Raw genomic sequence first — 16,291 nt, forward strand, 5'->3', positions numbered from 1 at the left:
AAGTTCGTCGCGCCAAAGCCGGAATAATAGCTAAACGGGACATCTCGCTTGTTATTCGTTGAGCATCTCCCCCGTATCCATCCGGAGGAAGATGTTTCCATTTAGCGCGGCGGGTGCACGGATGTTGTCTCGAGCTTAGGCCGTTGCCCGCGACAACATCCGTACCGCTCAGCAGGCGTGTCGTTAACTTTATTGTGAGTCAGGTCATGTTTTATAAAAATGAGGTTGACCCGGCTCCTGCGCGAAAATATTTTATGCCCATGTGATATCGATTTCATAAGAACCATGGCAACCATAAAAGACGTCGCTGTAAAAGCCGGCCTGTCGGTCACGACGGTATCCCGCTTCCTCAACAATCATCCTTATATCTCTGAAGATAAAAAGGAAAAAATCCTCGCGGCCATGAAAGAGCTGGATTACGAGCCGAGCACCGTCGCGCAGCAGATGCGCGGGGTGAAAACCCACCGGATTGGCGTGCTTATCTCAAGGATAACCAACCCTTTTTTTGCCAGCCTGGTCGACGCCCTTGAAGTTACGGCACGAAAAAACGGCTATTCGGTGCTGATCGTCCAGAACCACAATAGCGCGGGCGAAGAAGAAAACTGTCTCGATCTGCTGAAGAAAAAAATCATCGACGGGCTGATCTTATGCGCCGTTGAGAGTGACAAAGACGTCATTGAGCAATATCAGAAATATGGCCCTATCCTGCTGTGCAACACCAGCATAGATAATACCACTTTGCCCGTCGTCAGAATGAACGATGAACTGGCAACCTATAACGCCGTCAGCTGGCTGCTTAACAAAGGGTATAAAAAAATCGCCTACTCCACCGGTGGCGCATTCCAGCAAAAGGGCCACGGCAGCAGAAGGAACCGCGGCTTTATTGCCGCTATGCAAGACAGACAGCAGGCGGTTAACGAGCGGTTTATTTTTCGTCATGTCCACACCTGGCGCGACGGGCAGCGCCTGGCTGAGCAAATTCTGCAGATGACGAAAAGCGAACGTCCCGATGCGATTTTCGCCGGCAGCGATGAGGTCGCCTGCGGCCTGATTTCCGCGCTATCGGCCCACGGCGTCAGCGTTCCCGGCGAACTGGCGGTCATGGGCTTTGATAACCTTCCCGTGGCGGAGATGGTGCATATTCCGCTCACTACCGTTAGCCAGCCCATTGAGCAACTGGGCCGCATCTCTGTAGAACGCCTGCTGTCCCTGATCAACCACACGCAATATCGCTATGACGAGGAAGACCTGAAATCGGAACTGGTTATCAGAGCCTCGGCGTAATTTTTTTTCACTCAATATGGTATCGATTTCATACTCAGGAGAAATGATGAATCAATCACAACAAAGCGCATGGTGGAAAGAATCGGTTATTTATCAGGTGTACCCAAAAAGCTTCTATGACAGCAATAACGATGGCGTTGGCGATATCCCGGGCATTATCGCTAAACTGCCGTATCTGAAAACGCTGGGCATCACCCTGATTTGGGTCTCGCCGTTCTACCGCTCGCCGGGAGCAGATAACGGCTACGATATCGCGGACTACTATGCGGTGAATCCCGATTTAGGCCAGATGCAGGACGTTGATAACCTGATTAAACAGGCTGGCGCGCTGGGCATTGAGGTAATGGTCGACCTGGTGGTTAACCATACCAGCGATGAACACCCCTGGTTTCAGGCCGCGCTGGCCGACCCTCAATCGAAATATCGTGATTATTACATCTTTAAACCCGCCTCGGCGGGCGGCGCGCCCAATAACTGGCGATCGATTTTTGGCGGCAGCGCGTGGGAAAAAGTCGCTGGCGAGGAGTGCTACTATCTGCACGTTTTTCATAAAAAGCAGCCGGATCTCAACTGGGAAAACCCGCAGCTGCGCGAGGAAATCTACGCCATGATTAACTGGTGGCTGGATAAAGGCATCGCCGGTTTTCGCATCGATGCAATTACCTTTATTAAAAAAGATCAGGACTACGCCTCTCTGCCCGCAGACGGTATTGATGGTCTGGCATCGATTAAAGCGAAATCGCGCAACCGTCCGGGCATCGAGCACTTTCTCCATGAGCTAAAAGAGCGCACTTTCCGTCGTCACCGCTGCGTAACCGTGGGCGAAGCGCCGGGCGTGCCTCTGGAAGAGTACGACAGCTATATTGGGGCAGACGGCTACTTTAATATGATTTTCGATTTTCACGCCGCCGATATTGATGTCGAAAACGGTTCTGAATGGTTTAAGCAGCGCGACTGGAACGTTCGCGAATTCAGGGAGGCGCTATTTGCCAGCCAACGGGCCTTTTGCCAGGCCGGCTGGGGAACGACGTTTATTGAAAACCACGACCAGCCCCGCGCGCTGTCCAAGCTTATCCGCGACGCGGATTATCAAAATGACATCGGTGCCAAAGCGCTGGCCGCGATGTACTTCTTTATGGCCGGAACGCCGTTTATTTATCAGGGCCAGGAGCTGGGGATGAAAAATTTCCGCCGACAATCGATCGCGGAATTTGACGATATTTCCAGTATTGATAACTACCACCGCGCCCTGGCGGAAGGTTTCTCTGAACAGCAGGCGTTAGGCTTTATCAACCAGCGCTCGCGGGACAATTCGCGAACGCCCTTTCCGTGGTCAGATAGCGCCAACGGCGGATTTAACCGGGGCGCGCGGCCCTGGCTGGCGTTTTCCGCAGCTGACTTCAGCGTCAACGCGCAAAGCCAGATAAACGATGCGGATTCAGTATTCGCGTTTTACCAAAAGATGATCGCCTTGCGAAATAAGCACTATCCGCAAACGCTGATCTATGGTTCATTCGCCGCCATAGAAGACGTTGACGATCGCATCATTGCCTACGAACGGAGAACGGCGACCGAGCGTTTTATCTCGATAACCAATTTAAGCGCACAGCCTCTGCCCTTTACGCTCCCGGCGGGTGAGATTGTCCTCAATAATTATGCCAACGCTGAGACTCCCCTGAAACCCTATCAAACCCTTCTCGTTAAGGAATGAGTCAAATATGAACAACTATAAAAATATCGCCGTTGAGATCGTGAATATCATCGGCAAGGAAAATATTGCCTCAGCCACCCACTGCGCCACCCGTTTACGTTTGCAGGTAAAAGATCGACAGAAAATTGATGACGATAAAATCCGCAATATTAGCGAAGTCAAAGGCGTATTTTTTAATGCTGGCCAGTATCAGATAATCCTCGGAACCGGGATCGTCAATAAGGTTTACCAGGCGTTTGTTAACGAATTCCAGGTGGCCGAAATCAGCAAGGATGAAATGACGAAGCAGAGTACGGGCCGGTTACAGCGGGGAATTCGCAATTTATCGGACGTGTTTGTGCCGATTGTCCCGGTACTCGGGGCCACCGGCCTGTTTCTCGGCCTGAAGGGGGTCATTTTTAACGATACCGTCCAGGCGTGGTTTGGCGGCAGCGTTCATCAGGTTCCGGTGGCGCTGCAAACGCTGACCACGGTGCTTTGCGACACCGCTTTCGCCTTTCTGGCAGCGTTTATTTGCTGGTCGGCGTTTAAGAAATTTGGCGGTACGCCAATAATCGGCTTCTTAATCGGCCTGATGCTGGTCTCCCCCGCGCTGCCGAACGCCTATGACGTGGCGTACGGCAACAGCAGCCCGATTTATGTATTGGGTTTTATTCCTCTGGTCGGCTATCAGGGGTCTATTCTGACCGCCCTGGTCACCGGCATTATCGGCGCTAAGCTGGAAATTTTTTTCCGCCGGGTGATGCCCAACTCGATGGATCTGATTTTTACGCCGTTTATCGTCATCCTGATTGCGGTGGCCATCGCTTTACTGGTTTTAGGGCCGCTGGTGCATGCATTTGAACATTATGCCGTGATGGCTATTCAGCAATTTCTGACGTTGCCTGCGGGTATTGGCGGTCTGTTAATCGGCTTCATCTATCCCATTGCCGTGATGACCGGGATGCATCATATGTTTATTATGATTGAAACCTCGTTGATTGCCGGTACCGGGTTTAATCCATTAATTACGGTGTGCGCGATGTACGGCTTTGCCAACGCCGCCGTATGTCTGGCTATTTCACTGAAGGCGAAAAATATCGCGTTTAAAACCGCCGGGATTTCCGCGACCATTACTCAGCTATTAGGCGTTTCGGAACCGGCTTTATTCGGTATCGTGATGCAATCCGGGCTACGGGCGATAATGGTGATGCTCACCAGCTCGGCGCTGGGCGGCATGGTGCTGTCGCTATTGTCGATAAAAGCGAACTCATACGGTCTGGCGGTCCTGCTGTCGCCGCTGATGTATCTCTACGATCGCTATCAGTTTGTTACCTATATTACCGTCGGACTCGCGGTCTTTATTTTTGCCTTTATTATCACGTTCATTTTTGTCAAAACCGATAAAGCGACCAAAGAGGCCTGAAAAAAATAAAGCCCAACTATTAATTTAACACCCCAATAAACATCCCATTTTAATGGCACAGTAACCTGTGCTCTGCGCCCGCGCGTCCAGAGCACAGCTACCCCTGTACAGGTATTAATGATGAAAGCCTATATGCTTACGCTCTGCGCGCTGGCTTTGCCAGCATCCGCCGCTGCGGCGGATACGACCCTGAATGAAATTAACGCCCGACTCGAAAGGCTTGAGGCCGAATTAAAACAGTCGCGCATCCAATTACAGGATGCGACGCGAAAAATAGACGCTGCGGAAAAAAGAGCGGCCAGCGCCGAAAAAAACGCGGCGCGCGCGCAAGAAAGATTACAGTTTGTCGAACAGCAAACCGAGCAAGACCTGGCGCGAATAAAAAGCAAACCGTCGCAGCCTCTTATCGCACAAGAGAAGGATCGGGAGATTAAATTCGGCGGCTACGCGCGCAGCGGAATATTGACCAGCAAAGGCACCACCAGCACCGTAGGCCCCTCTCTGACGCCTGCGGGCAGTACCGGCGGCAGCGTCGGGCGCCTGGGCAATGAATCAGATACCTACGTAACCGCCGATATCAACTACCGGCGAAAATATGATAATAACAGCCAGCTGCGTTATTACATGAAAATCGCCGAGTGGGATAAAACGTACAATACCGACAGTTCATTCAACGGTCAGATGAACGTACGGCAGGCGTTTGTCGAAATGAGCGATATGCCTTCGTTTAGCGGCGCATTTAAACAGGCCACGCTGTGGGCCGGCAAGCGTGAAGACCGGGATAACTTTGATATTCACTGGCTTGATTCCGATATGATGAATTTAATCGGTACCGGCGCAGGTATTTATGACGTGAACTTGTGGGGCGATATCAAAACCAATCTCGCCGTATACGGGCGTAATTTCAACGATATCGATACGATGGACAACGTTGAATATAACAACATGACCGGCGCGGATAACACCTATATTCAAAACTACACCTTCTCGCTGAATAACCGGCTGGACAGCTGGCAGTGGATGCTCAACGGGTTATACTCGCAGGACAACGATAAACGCATTAACGATGGCCTGGCGTCGGATAAAGCGGCCTCGCAGGGGTTCAACACCATGCTGGCGTACCATGGCGACAGCTTCTACGGCCTGCGTCCCGGCAGTACCAAAACGGCCCTGCTTTATGGCCGCGCGCTGGGAGCAGAGGTTCGCGGCCCGGGCTCCGACGGCTATCTGATAAACCCGGCATGGACCGTCAAGTTTGCCTCTTACGGGACAACGTCCCTCACCGACAGGCTGAGCTTCGCGCCGCTGATCGTCGCCCAAAGCAGCAATAGCCGCTATATCGATTCAGACCATTACGACTGGGTGACCCTGAACGCGAGAATAATTCAGCAGATTAATCAGAACTTCGCCCTGCAGTACGAAACCAGCTATCAGTATATGGATATCGATCCGAAAGGCTTTAATGGCAACAGAGCTGCCAGCGGCAGCTATTACAAGCTGACGTTTGCTCCTACTTTCAAGATGCAGAACGTGACGGACTTCTTTGAACGCCCGGAAATCCGCTTTTTTGCCACCTGGATGCGCTGGGACAAATCGCTGGATGACTACTCCTCGACGGACACCTTCGGCAGCGCCGGATACCATAGCGCGGGGACGTTATTCTTCGGCGCCCAGCTCGAAACCTGGTTCTGAAAGCCTGCCTCTTTGACTAACCCCGAGGAAGAGGCGCGCCAGTAATTGGCCCTCTTCCTCATTTTGAACCACAATTATTGGGCCAGATTTCCGTTACCCGGAAATGATCTATCGTGGAGCTTTTCAACTGGCGGAAGGCCACCGACAACAAATGTGATAACAACAACGGCGGGTCAGTCATTATGAAGAAAATTGCCATTATCGGCGCAGGTCCAACCGGAATTTATACCCTGTTCTCATTACTCAAACAGGGCGAGCCGCTGGACGTGTCAATTTACGAGCAGGCCGAGGAAGCGGGCGTGGGCATGCCCTACAGCGATGAAGAGAATTCGCGCATGATGCTGGCCAATATCGCCAGCATTGAAATCCCCCCCATTCAGAGCAGCTATCTCGACTGGCTGAAAGCCCAGAGCCGGACGCGCCTTGCGCGCTACGGCGTGGATTACGACGCTTTGCACGATCGTCAATTTTTACCGCGCATCCTGCTGGGTGAATACTTTCGCGACCAGTTTCTTGCGCTGGTCGGAGAGGCCAGGGAGCAGGGTTTTCGCATCCGGGTCAATGAGTCCTGCCGGGTCAGCGACCTGCAGGCGACCGAAGAAGGGGTCAGACTGTGGGTTGAGGATGAGCCGGTCGCCGAAGCCTTTGACCTCGCGGTGATCGCCACCGGACACGTCTGGCCCGATGAAGAAGAGTCGACCCGCACCTGGTTTCCCAGCCCGTGGTCTGGCCTCATGGAGGCCAGCATTCCCCCCTGCCGGGTGGGCATTATGGGTACCTCGCTAAGCGGAATTGACGCCGCGATGGCCGTCGCCGTCCAGCACGGTCGGTTTATAGGGTCCGACGATGACGCCCTCGCCTTCAGGCTGGACGAGGCAAGCGAGGCGCTAAGCATCGCGCTGATGTCGCGCTCCGGCATTCTGCCGGAAGCGGATTTTTACTGCCCTATTCCCTGGGAGCCGCTGAGCATCGTCAGCGAAAGCGCGATGGAGCAAGCCATCGCCGCGGGCAACGACGGTCTGCTCGATCGCGTCTTTGAGCTTGTGGCGCAGGAAATCACGCTTGCCGACCCCCTATGGAGCGAAAATATCGCCCTTCACAGCCTCAACGCCGACACCTTCAGCGAGGCGTGGTTTGCTAAACGCCAGCAGCATAATCCGTTCCACTGGGCGCTGGATAACCTTGAAGAAGTTGAGCGCAACAAACGCGCGCGATATACGGTTCCCTGGCGCTACGCGATCCTGCGGCTGCATGAAGCCGTTCAGGCGATGGTGCCTCACCTTAATGACCATGACCGGGAGCGTTTCAAAAATGGTCTTGCGCGGGTATTTATCGACTGCTATGCCGCCATTCCTTCAGAGTCTATCCGCCGGCTGCTGGCGCTGCGCGAAGCGGGCGTCATCACTATTCTCGCCTTAGGGCATGACTATGAGATGGCGGTAGAGCAGGAAAAAACGGTGATTACCAGCGAACAAAATCGCTATACGTTTGATGTGTTTATTGATGCCAGAGGGCAAAAGCCGCTGAAAAATAAAGATCTTCCCTTCCCGCATTTAAGGGAGCAGCTGCTGGCGACCGGAGAAGAGATTCCTGAGGTCGGAGACGACTATACGTTGCGGGAACCGCCCGAAGTACGCGGGCGCATCGCGTTCGCCGCCATTCCCTGGCTGATGCACGATCAGCCTTTCGTTCAGGGTATCACCGCCTGCGCGGAGATCGGCGCGGCGATAGCGAAAGCGATATCCCAGCCGGCAAGCCGCTCGCGCAGGCGTTTATCCCCGCTCGATCTTTAGGAAAGAAAAATAGCCGCCCGTTGACGGGCGGCTATTTTTAACGCTTTTCAGGCTGGGGATGCCAGGGATCTTTTTTATGATCTTCGCTGTCGTCTCTTTTACGCGGCACTTCCCCCTGCTCGCGCGGGTCCTCTTTCGACGGATGACGGCCCCGCTTATCCGGGTCGGCTGGATGCTGTACGGACATCAATTCCTCCTGCTTGAGCGGTTATTTCTGGATCCGGTCCACCCGCACTACCGGCGGCGTCATTTTTTTATCGAGGCTGCCGTTGATGCTGATCATCTGATCGGGCTTCACTTCGCGGCCATCAAAAACCGCGGCGGGGATAATCACTGCGATGGTGTCGGTTTTATCGCGAAAGCTATAGCGGTCGTTACCGTGCTGCTCGATAAGATTGCCGCGTAATGAGATGGTTGCCCCATCGTGCATTTCCAGGGCCTGGCGCACGGTCATAATTCGTCCGTCCTCCGTCCCGCGGTAGCCATCGTCAATTTTATGCGGCGGCGGCGGAGCGGCATCTTTTTTAAATCCCCCGTCGTCCGCGGCATAAACGCCCTGAGCCATCAGCGCACAGAAAATAACGGGCAGTAATTTTTTCATCAACCATACCTCCGGCATATTTTTGTCTTGTCTTAATAAGTCTGGTTGCTGATGTTCATTTTCACAAGTTCCGTACCTGGTGAGTCGCCCGGGAAATATTTTTAACGACTTCACCGCCCGCGTAAATATGCGCGCCGGACAGCATTAAAAAGGCGCTAAATATACCGTCAGGCTTGCGATAGAATAATCCTAAAATGCCAAACGCCGCTGGCGCCTCTCATTTTGAAAAGTTTCCCGGCAATCAGTAAATTACCGATGGGAGAGGAATCAAAGCGCCAAAATTATAACAGCGAAGCCGTTCAATTATTCTTCAATATTCCACGGCAGGCTGACCAGGCAACTACGCTTACTCTTTTAACACGAGGAGGTCAGTATGAGCGACAACGCTAACAATACCGCGAAGTATCCCCGTCCCCCCTTTGTTGACCAGCCGCAATCGCCTCCGGGTCTTGCCGAAGAGATGAAGCCGCAGCCGGATCACGGTGAGCTGAGCTATGTCGGTTCCGGCCGGCTCGCCGGTAAACGCGCCCTGATTACCGGCGGCGATTCCGGGATTGGGCGCGCGGTCGCGATCGCCTTCGCCCGCGAAGGCGCCGATGTGGCGATAAACTATCTGCCGGAAGAGGAGTCCGATGCGGAAACCGTGATTGCCCTGATTCAGGCCGAAGGACGTACAGCCGTCGCGATTCCGGGAGATGTGCGCGACGAATCCTTCTGCGAAACCCTGGTGGAACAGGCCGCCAGCGAACTCGGCGGGCTGGATATTCTGGTCAATAACGCCGGACGCCAGCAATATTGCGAATCACTGGAAGAACTCACTACCGCCGACTTTGACGCCACCTTCAAAACCAACGTTTATGCGGCCTTCTGGATCACCAAAGCCGCCCTGCGACATCTTAAAGAACACAGCGTGATTATTAATACTTCATCCGTCCAGGCCTTTAAGCCGAGCCCCATCCTGCTGGACTACGCGCAAACCAAAGCCTGCCTGGTGGCGTTCACGAAATCGCTGGCCAAACAGCTGGGGCCGAAGGGTATCCGGGTAAACGCGGTCGCCCCCGGTCCCTACTGGACGGTGCTGCAGTCAAGCGGCGGCCAGCCGGATGAGAAGGTGCGTCAGTTCGGCGCCGATACGCCGCTGGGGCGTCCCGGGCAGCCGGTGGAGATTGCGCCGCTGTACGTTACCCTTGCCTCTGATGCCTGCTCCTTCACCTCCGGCCAGGTGTGGTGCTCCGACGGCGGCGACGGCGTGCTGTAAATCCCGCGCGGCGGCGCGCCCCTCAGCGGTGCGCCGTCGTCTTAAGACAGGCGAGGTATTTCTGCGCTGAGTCCAGAACGATCTGCCGGGCATTTTTGGGAACGTTCTGCCCCTTAAAGGCGCCGTACAGCGCCCCGAAAGGCGTATCGCCCAGACGTTCAACGATCTTCTCCACGCTGGCGGCCGCCAACGGCAGCAAATTGGGATAGCTCCACATAAACGAAACGGCGCGCGCCCCCGGCGTCACCTGGATAATATCGCCCGCCAGCATAATACCGTCATCTTTCGCCCAGTGCAGAACGGTTCCTCCGGCGAAATGGCCGCCCAGGCGCAGCAGCCGCACCGCCGGGAGGATCTCCAGCGCATCTCCTTCCCATAGCGTGATGGCCGGGCTATCGCGCATAATCCATTCGCGATCGCTGGCGTGGAGATAAATTCGCGCATTAAAGGCGTCGGCCCAGTCCTGCATCGTGGTGTAGTAATGAGGATGGGAGATGGCGATCGCGTTTATCCCGCCCAGGGCAGTAATCAGCGTTTTGCTGGCGGCATCAAGATTGGCGATGCAGTCCCAGAGAATATTCCCCTGCGGCGTGAGCAGCAGAAACGCGCGCTGATCGATTGCAAATTTCGGTACCGTCCTGACACTCAACAGCCGATCGTTATGCTGCTGCCACGTATTCGTATGCGTCTCGGTCAGATCGTCTGGATTGATCCAGACCTGCCCGCTGGCCGGGACGTACTGGCGTTCATCCTCACAGATACGACAATGGTTCAGGGTGTTGCCGCGATCGTCGTAGGACGTCCCGCAGGTTGCGCACAGCTTAATCATCACTTCTCCTTAAGAAATCATTCAGGGAGCCGTAATGAGTATGGCAGACAGGAAATTTATGGCAGGAGGTGGGCATCTCAGGGCTTCCGTGCCCTGAAAGAGAAGTTTATTCGAAATAAACGTCAGGGTTTTCCGACAGCGACACAAAGGTTTTGCTGTTTTTATCCAGCGCGCGAATGTCACCGCTTTCAATATCGTAGAACCAGCCGTGCAGACGCAACGTGCTATCCCGCAGACCCACGGCAACCGACGGGTGGGTTTTAATATTGTTCAACTGGGCGATAACGTTTTCCTGCACCATACCGTTGACTTTATCGGTCTCGTTGGCCCAGGTTTTCTTCTCCACGACGGCTTTCGCCGCATCGGAGTAGCGCAGCCAGTGGGAAACGGCAGGCATGGGGTCCAGGCACTGGCAGGTGGCGATGGCTTTCATCGCGCCGCAGTTGGAGTGGCCGCAAATGACGATATCGGTCACGCCCAGGGCCACGACGGCATACTCGATCGTCGCGGAAACCCCGCCCGGCTCAGGACCGAAAGAGGGCACGATATTCCCGGCATTACGGATCACAAACAGCTGGCCCGGCTCCTGCTGGGTCACCAGCTCCGGCACCAGGCGGCTATCGGAACAAGAGATAAACAGCGCTTTAGGATTTTGGCTGGAGGCCAGGCTGCGGAAGAGCTCTTTACGTTGCGGGAAAATCTCTTTCTGGAAGTTGAGGAAGCCCTCAATGATATGTTGCATAGCAGTGTCTCTTTTCTCTGTTTTAATGACGATATGACAAAGATCACATTTAGCCAGTTTATCACCGACGCGCGAAATGGGAATCGTTATTCGAACAGGCGATGAAACATCGCGCCGTAAAGTCGGGTGACAGCGCGCTAAAGATTGTTTATTTTTTGACGGTGAAACAATCATGAGCGGGAGCCTGATGCGACTTTAGCGCTCAACATCAACCAGGAGCGTTTATGTTTTTATCCAGCCTGATGGCCATTGCCGCCGTACTCATTATGGGCGTGATCAGCCCCGGCCCAAGCTTTATTTACGTGGCCCGCAACGCCGTTGCGCGCTCAAGGATGCATGGTCTGGTCACCGCGCTGGGAACCGGGACGGGGGCGGCTATCTTTTCGATTATGGCCATGATGGGGCTGCAAAAAGTGCTGACGGCAGTGCCGGAAATGTTTATTGGCCTGAAGGTCGCGGGCGGCCTCTATCTGCTCTGGCTGGGGTATAAAATCTACCGCGGCGCGGCGCAGCCGATGGATTTTGCGGCAGGCGGCATGGCGGCGGAACATTCCCTGCTGAAAACCTTCCGCGATGGCCTCTATACCCAGCTCAGCAACCCAAAAACGGCGCTGGTGTTCGCCTCTATTTTTACCGCCCTGCTGCCGGAGCGCATCCCGCTGGCCTTTTACTATATCGTGCCGCTGATGAGCTTCCTGATTGACGTCAGCTGGTATTCGCTGGTAGCCCTGGTGCTCTCTTCCGCGCGACCGCGCAGCGTCTACCTGCGCATGAAGCGTAAGATCGATATCGTCACCGCCACGGTGCTGGGCGCGCTCGGCCTGCGCCTGATTGCCACTTCGCTGTCAAAGTAGGCCAGCAAACCGTTTAAACGGTATAAATACGAATATCGTGTTCGCTAAACGCGTCGCGATATTCGCGACTGATATTCTCCTCGACCACCAGCACGTCAATGGCGCTGCTTTCGACCACCACAAAGCGCGCCACCGCCGGGATTTTGTCCGAGGTCAGGCCGACGATGATTTCGCTGCACTGTTTTATCACCGCTTTTTTAAATTCACAGTCGGCGTAGTCAAAGCCCGTCAAACCTGACTCAGGCGCCATGGCGCAGCCGCCGATAAATCCCTGATCGAAGAGCATGCCCTGAATCTGCGCCACGGCGGAGGCGCCCACGCAGCCGCCGCTGGCCCGCTGGATCTGACCGCCAAGCATCACCACGTCATACAGCGGTTTTTTGAGCAGTACGGCAGCAATCTCGGGAGAATTCGTGACCACCGTTAACGCCAGCTCCGCCGGCAGCGCTTCCGCCATCGCCAGGTTAGTGGTGCCGGTATCGATAAAAATGCAGCCGCCGGGCTTCACCAGCTTTGCGCACTTCTGCGCGATCCTGCTTTTTGTCGCCGTATTTTTCTCTTTGCGCTCGCTATAGTCCCCCGCCTCCGGCAGGGTCATCACCGCGCCGCCGTAGACCTTTTTACAGTACCCTTCTCGGCTAAGTTCATGTAAATCACGGCGAATAGTATGCTCGGAGACGTTAAGGCGGCTGGCGAGTTCGGCGCAAACCACCCTGCCGTTCTCCTGCAGGATCTGGCAAATAAGCGCTTGTCGTTGTTTAGGAAAAGCAGCATAATCGAGCACAAATAACTCCTGATAAAATCTTCATCGAGCAACAAAGTGCATGATCGTGCATTCAGACCCTGACTGTCAATACACCCTATAAAGAGGTTTGCTATGAAAATTGCCCACATCGCCCTATGGACCTGCCAGCTTGAGCAACAGGCCCGCTTTTGGGTGGCCTTCTTCGACGGCGAGATTAATGAGAAGTACTGCAGCCAAACCAACCCGGGCTTTGAGTCCTTTTTTGTCAAGATTGGCGACGGCATTGCCATTGAGCTGATGACCAAGCCGGGGCTTGTCGCGCAGACGGCGGATAACAACCACACCGGCTGGGTACACCTGGCGATTACCGTTGGCGGCGCTGAAAAGGTGGATACGCTGGCAAACCGCGCCGCCGCGCAGGGGATTCTGGTCTCGCCGCCGCGGACCACCGGCGATGGCTATTATGAAGCGGTGATTAAAGACCCCGATGGCAACCTGATTGAAATCGTCGCATAGTATCAGGCACTGACTCAACAGGAGACGCCCGTGGCCAACTATCGCGTAATCGACAAACAAAACTGGCCGCGTAAAGATCATTTTGATTTTTATCGCGGTTTTGCCAACCCCAGCTTTAATCTCTGCGTTCCTGTCGAGGCGCAGCGGCTATATGAGTGCGCGAAAGATCGCGGCGTCTCGTTTTTCCAGCTGGCGCTCTACGCCCTGGTTCGCGCGGCGAACGGGGTGCCGCAGCTGAAACAGCGGCTGCTGGGCGACGATATTATCGAATATGACCAGTTGGCGGTAATGACGCCGGTGATGACCGCCCAGGAAGGCTTTCGCCAGGTCTGGTGCGACAACGCCGCCGATTTTGCCGCCTTCAGCCATGCCGCCACGCCGAACATTGAAGCGGCGAAACATACCGCGCCGGCGCCGCTTATCGTCAACGGCGAGAATTTCTTCTGCGCCAGCTGCCTGCCGTGGCTGCATTTCAGCGCCATCACCCACGCGGAGTATTACGTCGGCGCGGCGGTGCCCGCCCTCACCTGGGGCAAGCTGAAAAACGGCATAATCCCGGTGGCGGGCAAATTCAATCACGCCTTTGTTGACGGCCTGCACGCCAGCCGCTTCTTTGCCCGAGTCGAAGAGGGGTTCGCCGAGCTGGAGACCCTCTGGCAGGCAGAATAAATATCGTCCCTGTCATTCCCCTGCCCCGACCTTTCCCGGGGTGGCTTCCCCTCCCTGCGCTGCTGCAAATCCAACACGCGGGTTGCCTCAGGTTGCAATTGCAGCAGCCCGCGCGCTTTCCACAAAACCTATCTCACTGATTAATAAACATTAAAAATGAAATGCGTTCTGGCATAGCCTTTGCTTTAGCTGTCATATAACCCACAGGAATTATTAACTATTTAGATAGTTATTTTTTGCATATACCGTTTATTGAACCGTGAGATGTGACTATGCCCGACGAAAAACTAACCCTTCGCTATACCCGCCAGACGCCAAAGGCATACGTTATCCGCAGCGATGACGAAGCGATCGCCATCGCCCATGAGATCGCGGCGGTACTGCAGCCCGACGCGGCGCAACGCGATCGCAGCGGCAGCGTGCCGCCGGAGATTATCGATACCTACTCCAACAGCGGCCTGTGGGGGATTACCGTCCCGCGGCAGTGGGGCGGCGCCGAGGTTTCTGCCGCGACGCTGGCTCAGGTGATTGCGATTATTTCCGCCGCCGACCCGTCGCTGGGGCAAATCCCGCAGAACCACTACTGCCTGCTGGAGGATATTCGTCTGCAGGGCAGCGAAGCGCAGCAGGCCTTTTTCTTCGCTCAGGTGCTGAAAGGCTATCGCTTCGCCAATGCCCTTTCTGAGACCGGCGGTAAGACGGTGCTTGATATCCGCACCCGCCTGGAGGCCAGCGATCGCGGTCTGCGCATCACCGGTCGTAAAGGATACTGCACCGGATCTCTTTACGCCCACTGGATCGGCATTCTGGCGCTGGATGCGGAGAATAACGCGCAGCTGGCGTTTGTTCCGCGCGAATCTGCAGGGCTGACGGTCATCGACGATTGGGCCTGCCTCGGCCAGCGCACCACCGCCAGCGGGACGGTCCTGGCGGAGGATCTGGCCGTCGAGCCTTTCCACCTGTTCCCGACGTGGAAATCCTACGCGACGCCAACCCTTGCCGGGCCGTTTGCCCAGCTCACCACCGCCGCCATCGATCTGGGGATCGCCCGCGCGGCGCTTAGCGATACGGTAAGCTTTGTCAGCGAATTCGCCCGGCCGTGGATTGATGCCGGCGTTGAGCGCGCCAGCGAAGATCCGCTGACTATCTATCAGATAGGCCAGCTTGACAGCCGCCTGGCGGCCGCCGACGCGCTGCTGGAGCGGGCCGGGAAGGTGCTCGACCGGTATAAATACGATCTGAGCGAGGATAACGTCGCCCAGGCGTCTATCGCCGTGGCGCGCGCCAAGGTCTTTACCACCGAAGCGGCGCTGGAAGCCGCCAGCCGCCTGTTTGAGCTTAGCGGCACTCGCTCGACCAGCATCGCCCTCAATCTTGATCGCCACTGGCGCAACGGGCGCGTCCACACCCTGCACGACCCGGTGCGCTGGAAATATCAGCTGCTGGGCAACTGGGTGCTCAACGGCATTCGTCCGCAACGCCATGACTGGAACTGAGATGAACCGCGCGCTGGCTTTTTTCGCGAATATCGACTGGGGCGACGTGGCGCAGGCCAGCGTCGATACCTTGACCATGCTGGGCTGGTCGCTGGGCTTTACCGTGCTGATTGGCCTGCCGCTGGGGATTGTGCTCTATCTCAGCGGCCAGCCTCGCCTGCTTCACGCGCCGCGCCTCTATCGCCTGCTGTCGCTGGGGGTCAACGTCCTGCGATCGCTGCCGTTTATCATTTTATTGATCGTGATGATCCCGGTGACGACGCTGATTACCGGCACTTCGCTCGGCGTTGAAGGCACCATCCCGCCGCTGGTTGTCGGCTGCGCGCCCTTCTTTGCCCGGCTGGTTGAGACCGCGCTGCGCGAGGTGGAGCACGGCCTGGTGGAGGCCAGCTGGTCGATGGGCGGCAACGCCTGGCAGCTTATCTGGCACACCCTGCTGCCGGAGTCGCGCGCCGGGCTGATTGCCGCCGTGACCGTGACCGCGATTTTACTGGTGGATTACACCTCGATGGCCGGGGTCATCGGCGGCGGCGGGCTGGGCGACCTGGCCATCCGCTTTGGCTATCAACGCTTCCAGACGGACGTCATGGCGATTACCGTTCTGCTGCTGATTGCGCTGGTGCAGATAGTACAAATGAGCGGCGATCGTCTGGTGAAGGCGATGAGCCGCAAATAACAATAGCTTCAGGAATAAGA

Annotated in this window: 16 protein-coding genes; 11 read left to right on the forward strand and 5 right to left on the reverse strand. The window is 55.6% G+C overall.

All coding sequences use genetic code 11. The features are described 5' to 3' along the window. Positions 1–285 precede the first annotated feature (285 nt). The 5 genes from ABLV30_RS11185 (at position 286) to ABLV30_RS11205 (ending at position 7,885) form a co-directional block, all read left to right on the forward strand. Positions 286–1,284: a LacI family DNA-binding transcriptional regulator gene (locus tag ABLV30_RS11185; protein WP_182157882.1), complete on the forward strand. Its 999-nt coding sequence runs from the start codon at positions 286–288 to the stop codon at positions 1,282–1,284. Positions 1,285–1,327: 43 nt separating this feature from the next. Then, positions 1,328–2,995, forward strand: a complete 1,668-nt coding sequence (locus ABLV30_RS11190) for an alpha-glucosidase (protein ID WP_224381896.1) — start codon at positions 1,328–1,330, stop codon at positions 2,993–2,995. A gap of 7 nt (positions 2,996–3,002) precedes the next feature. Further along, positions 3,003–4,400, forward strand: a complete 1,398-nt coding sequence (locus ABLV30_RS11195) for a PTS transporter subunit EIIC (protein ID WP_047723713.1) — start codon at positions 3,003–3,005, stop codon at positions 4,398–4,400. Positions 4,401–4,517: 117 nt separating this feature from the next. Next, positions 4,518–6,092, forward strand: coding sequence for a carbohydrate porin (locus ABLV30_RS11200; RefSeq protein WP_032749761.1), 1,575 nt, complete (start codon positions 4,518–4,520; stop codon positions 6,090–6,092). A gap of 182 nt (positions 6,093–6,274) precedes the next feature. Next, positions 6,275–7,885, forward strand: a complete 1,611-nt coding sequence (locus tag ABLV30_RS11205; protein ID WP_154950851.1) for an FAD-NAD(P)-binding protein — start codon at positions 6,275–6,277, stop codon at positions 7,883–7,885. A 37-nt stretch (positions 7,886–7,922) separates the two neighbouring features. Here ABLV30_RS11205 and ABLV30_RS11210 read toward each other — a convergent pair whose 3' ends face one another. Together ABLV30_RS11210 and ABLV30_RS11215 are read right to left on the reverse strand one after the other, a co-directional pair. Continuing rightward, positions 7,923–8,072 (reverse strand): hypothetical protein, encoded by a 150-nt coding sequence (locus ABLV30_RS11210; protein ID WP_004851580.1) that lies wholly within the window; start codon positions 8,070–8,072, stop codon positions 7,923–7,925. A 21-nt stretch (positions 8,073–8,093) separates the two neighbouring features. Then, positions 8,094–8,486 (reverse strand): YdeI family stress tolerance OB fold protein, encoded by a 393-nt coding sequence (locus ABLV30_RS11215; RefSeq protein WP_025105854.1) that lies wholly within the window; start codon positions 8,484–8,486, stop codon positions 8,094–8,096. A 373-nt stretch (positions 8,487–8,859) separates the two neighbouring features. On the opposite strand from ABLV30_RS11215, the gene ABLV30_RS11220 reads away from it, so the two are divergent. Then, positions 8,860–9,744 (forward strand): SDR family oxidoreductase, encoded by an 885-nt coding sequence (locus ABLV30_RS11220; RefSeq protein WP_064377232.1) that lies wholly within the window; start codon positions 8,860–8,862, stop codon positions 9,742–9,744. A gap of 22 nt (positions 9,745–9,766) precedes the next feature. Here ABLV30_RS11220 and ABLV30_RS11225 read toward each other — a convergent pair whose 3' ends face one another. Continuing rightward, entirely contained in the window at positions 9,767–10,573 is an 807-nt protein-coding gene (locus ABLV30_RS11225) for an MBL fold metallo-hydrolase (protein ID WP_154950849.1), read from the reverse strand. 106 nt (positions 10,574–10,679) lie between these two features. Beyond that, positions 10,680–11,315: a carbonic anhydrase gene (locus ABLV30_RS11230; protein ID WP_004119381.1), complete on the reverse strand. Its 636-nt coding sequence runs from the start codon at positions 11,313–11,315 to the stop codon at positions 10,680–10,682. Positions 11,316–11,539: 224 nt separating this feature from the next. Here ABLV30_RS11230 and ABLV30_RS11235 point away from each other — a divergent pair, with 224 nt between their 5' ends. Then, entirely contained in the window at positions 11,540–12,169 is a 630-nt protein-coding gene (locus ABLV30_RS11235) for a LysE family transporter (protein ID WP_014229623.1), read from the forward strand. Between the two features lie 13 nt (positions 12,170–12,182). Here the strand turns inward: ABLV30_RS11235 and ABLV30_RS11240 are convergent, their stop codons facing one another. Then, positions 12,183–12,953 (reverse strand): DeoR/GlpR family DNA-binding transcription regulator, encoded by a 771-nt coding sequence (locus ABLV30_RS11240; RefSeq protein ID WP_004851588.1) that lies wholly within the window; start codon positions 12,951–12,953, stop codon positions 12,183–12,185. A gap of 93 nt (positions 12,954–13,046) precedes the next feature. On the opposite strand from ABLV30_RS11240, the gene ABLV30_RS11245 reads away from it, so the two are divergent. The 4 genes from ABLV30_RS11245 (at position 13,047) to ABLV30_RS11260 (ending at position 16,271) form a co-directional block, all read left to right on the forward strand. After that, the gene (locus tag ABLV30_RS11245; protein WP_154950847.1) at positions 13,047–13,430 is read left to right on the forward strand and encodes a VOC family protein; all 384 of its coding nucleotides are present in this window, start codon (positions 13,047–13,049) and stop codon (positions 13,428–13,430) included. A 30-nt stretch (positions 13,431–13,460) separates the two neighbouring features. Continuing rightward, entirely contained in the window at positions 13,461–14,099 is a 639-nt protein-coding gene (locus ABLV30_RS11250; protein WP_265801898.1) for a CatA-like O-acetyltransferase, family 1, read from the forward strand. A gap of 272 nt (positions 14,100–14,371) precedes the next feature. Beyond that, the gene (locus ABLV30_RS11255; RefSeq protein ID WP_047723712.1) at positions 14,372–15,595 is read left to right on the forward strand and encodes an SfnB family sulfur acquisition oxidoreductase; all 1,224 of its coding nucleotides are present in this window, start codon (positions 14,372–14,374) and stop codon (positions 15,593–15,595) included. A gap of 1 nt (position 15,596) precedes the next feature. After that, positions 15,597–16,271: a methionine ABC transporter permease gene (locus tag ABLV30_RS11260; protein ID WP_049102267.1), complete on the forward strand. Its 675-nt coding sequence runs from the start codon at positions 15,597–15,599 to the stop codon at positions 16,269–16,271. Positions 16,272–16,291 lie beyond the last annotated feature (20 nt).

The sequence above is a fragment of the Klebsiella sp. CN_Kp113 genome (genome assembly GCF_040064585.1).
In the GTDB taxonomy this organism is placed as follows: domain Bacteria; phylum Pseudomonadota; class Gammaproteobacteria; order Enterobacterales; family Enterobacteriaceae; genus Klebsiella; species Klebsiella michiganensis.

Excerpts from the sequence above, each read along its gene's own strand:
- ABLV30_RS11190 (WP_224381896.1), top strand. The coding sequence starts at position 1,328 with ATGATGAATCAATCACAACAAAGCGCATGGTGGAAAGAATCGGTTATT.
- ABLV30_RS11235 (WP_014229623.1), top strand. The coding sequence starts at position 11,540 with ATGTTTTTATCCAGCCTGATGGCCATTGCCGCCGTACTCATTATGGGC.
- ABLV30_RS11220 (WP_064377232.1), top strand. The coding sequence starts at position 8,860 with ATGAGCGACAACGCTAACAATACCGCGAAGTATCCCCGTCCCCCCTTT.
- ABLV30_RS11255 (WP_047723712.1), top strand. The coding sequence starts at position 14,372 with ATGCCCGACGAAAAACTAACCCTTCGCTATACCCGCCAGACGCCAAAG.
- ABLV30_RS11195 (WP_047723713.1), top strand. The coding sequence starts at position 3,003 with ATGAACAACTATAAAAATATCGCCGTTGAGATCGTGAATATCATCGGC.
- ABLV30_RS11215 (WP_025105854.1), bottom strand. The coding sequence starts at position 8,486 with ATGAAAAAATTACTGCCCGTTATTTTCTGTGCGCTGATGGCTCAGGGC.
- ABLV30_RS11225 (WP_154950849.1), bottom strand. The coding sequence starts at position 10,573 with ATGATTAAGCTGTGCGCAACCTGCGGGACGTCCTACGACGATCGCGGC.
- ABLV30_RS11230 (WP_004119381.1), bottom strand. The coding sequence starts at position 11,315 with ATGCAACATATCATTGAGGGCTTCCTCAACTTCCAGAAAGAGATTTTC.
- ABLV30_RS11210 (WP_004851580.1), bottom strand. The coding sequence starts at position 8,072 with ATGTCCGTACAGCATCCAGCCGACCCGGATAAGCGGGGCCGTCATCCG.
- ABLV30_RS11260 (WP_049102267.1), top strand. The coding sequence starts at position 15,597 with ATGAACCGCGCGCTGGCTTTTTTCGCGAATATCGACTGGGGCGACGTG.
- ABLV30_RS11245 (WP_154950847.1), top strand. The coding sequence starts at position 13,047 with ATGAAAATTGCCCACATCGCCCTATGGACCTGCCAGCTTGAGCAACAG.
- ABLV30_RS11205 (WP_154950851.1), top strand. The coding sequence starts at position 6,275 with ATGAAGAAAATTGCCATTATCGGCGCAGGTCCAACCGGAATTTATACC.
- ABLV30_RS11185 (WP_182157882.1), top strand. The coding sequence starts at position 286 with ATGGCAACCATAAAAGACGTCGCTGTAAAAGCCGGCCTGTCGGTCACG.
- ABLV30_RS11200 (WP_032749761.1), top strand. The coding sequence starts at position 4,518 with ATGATGAAAGCCTATATGCTTACGCTCTGCGCGCTGGCTTTGCCAGCA.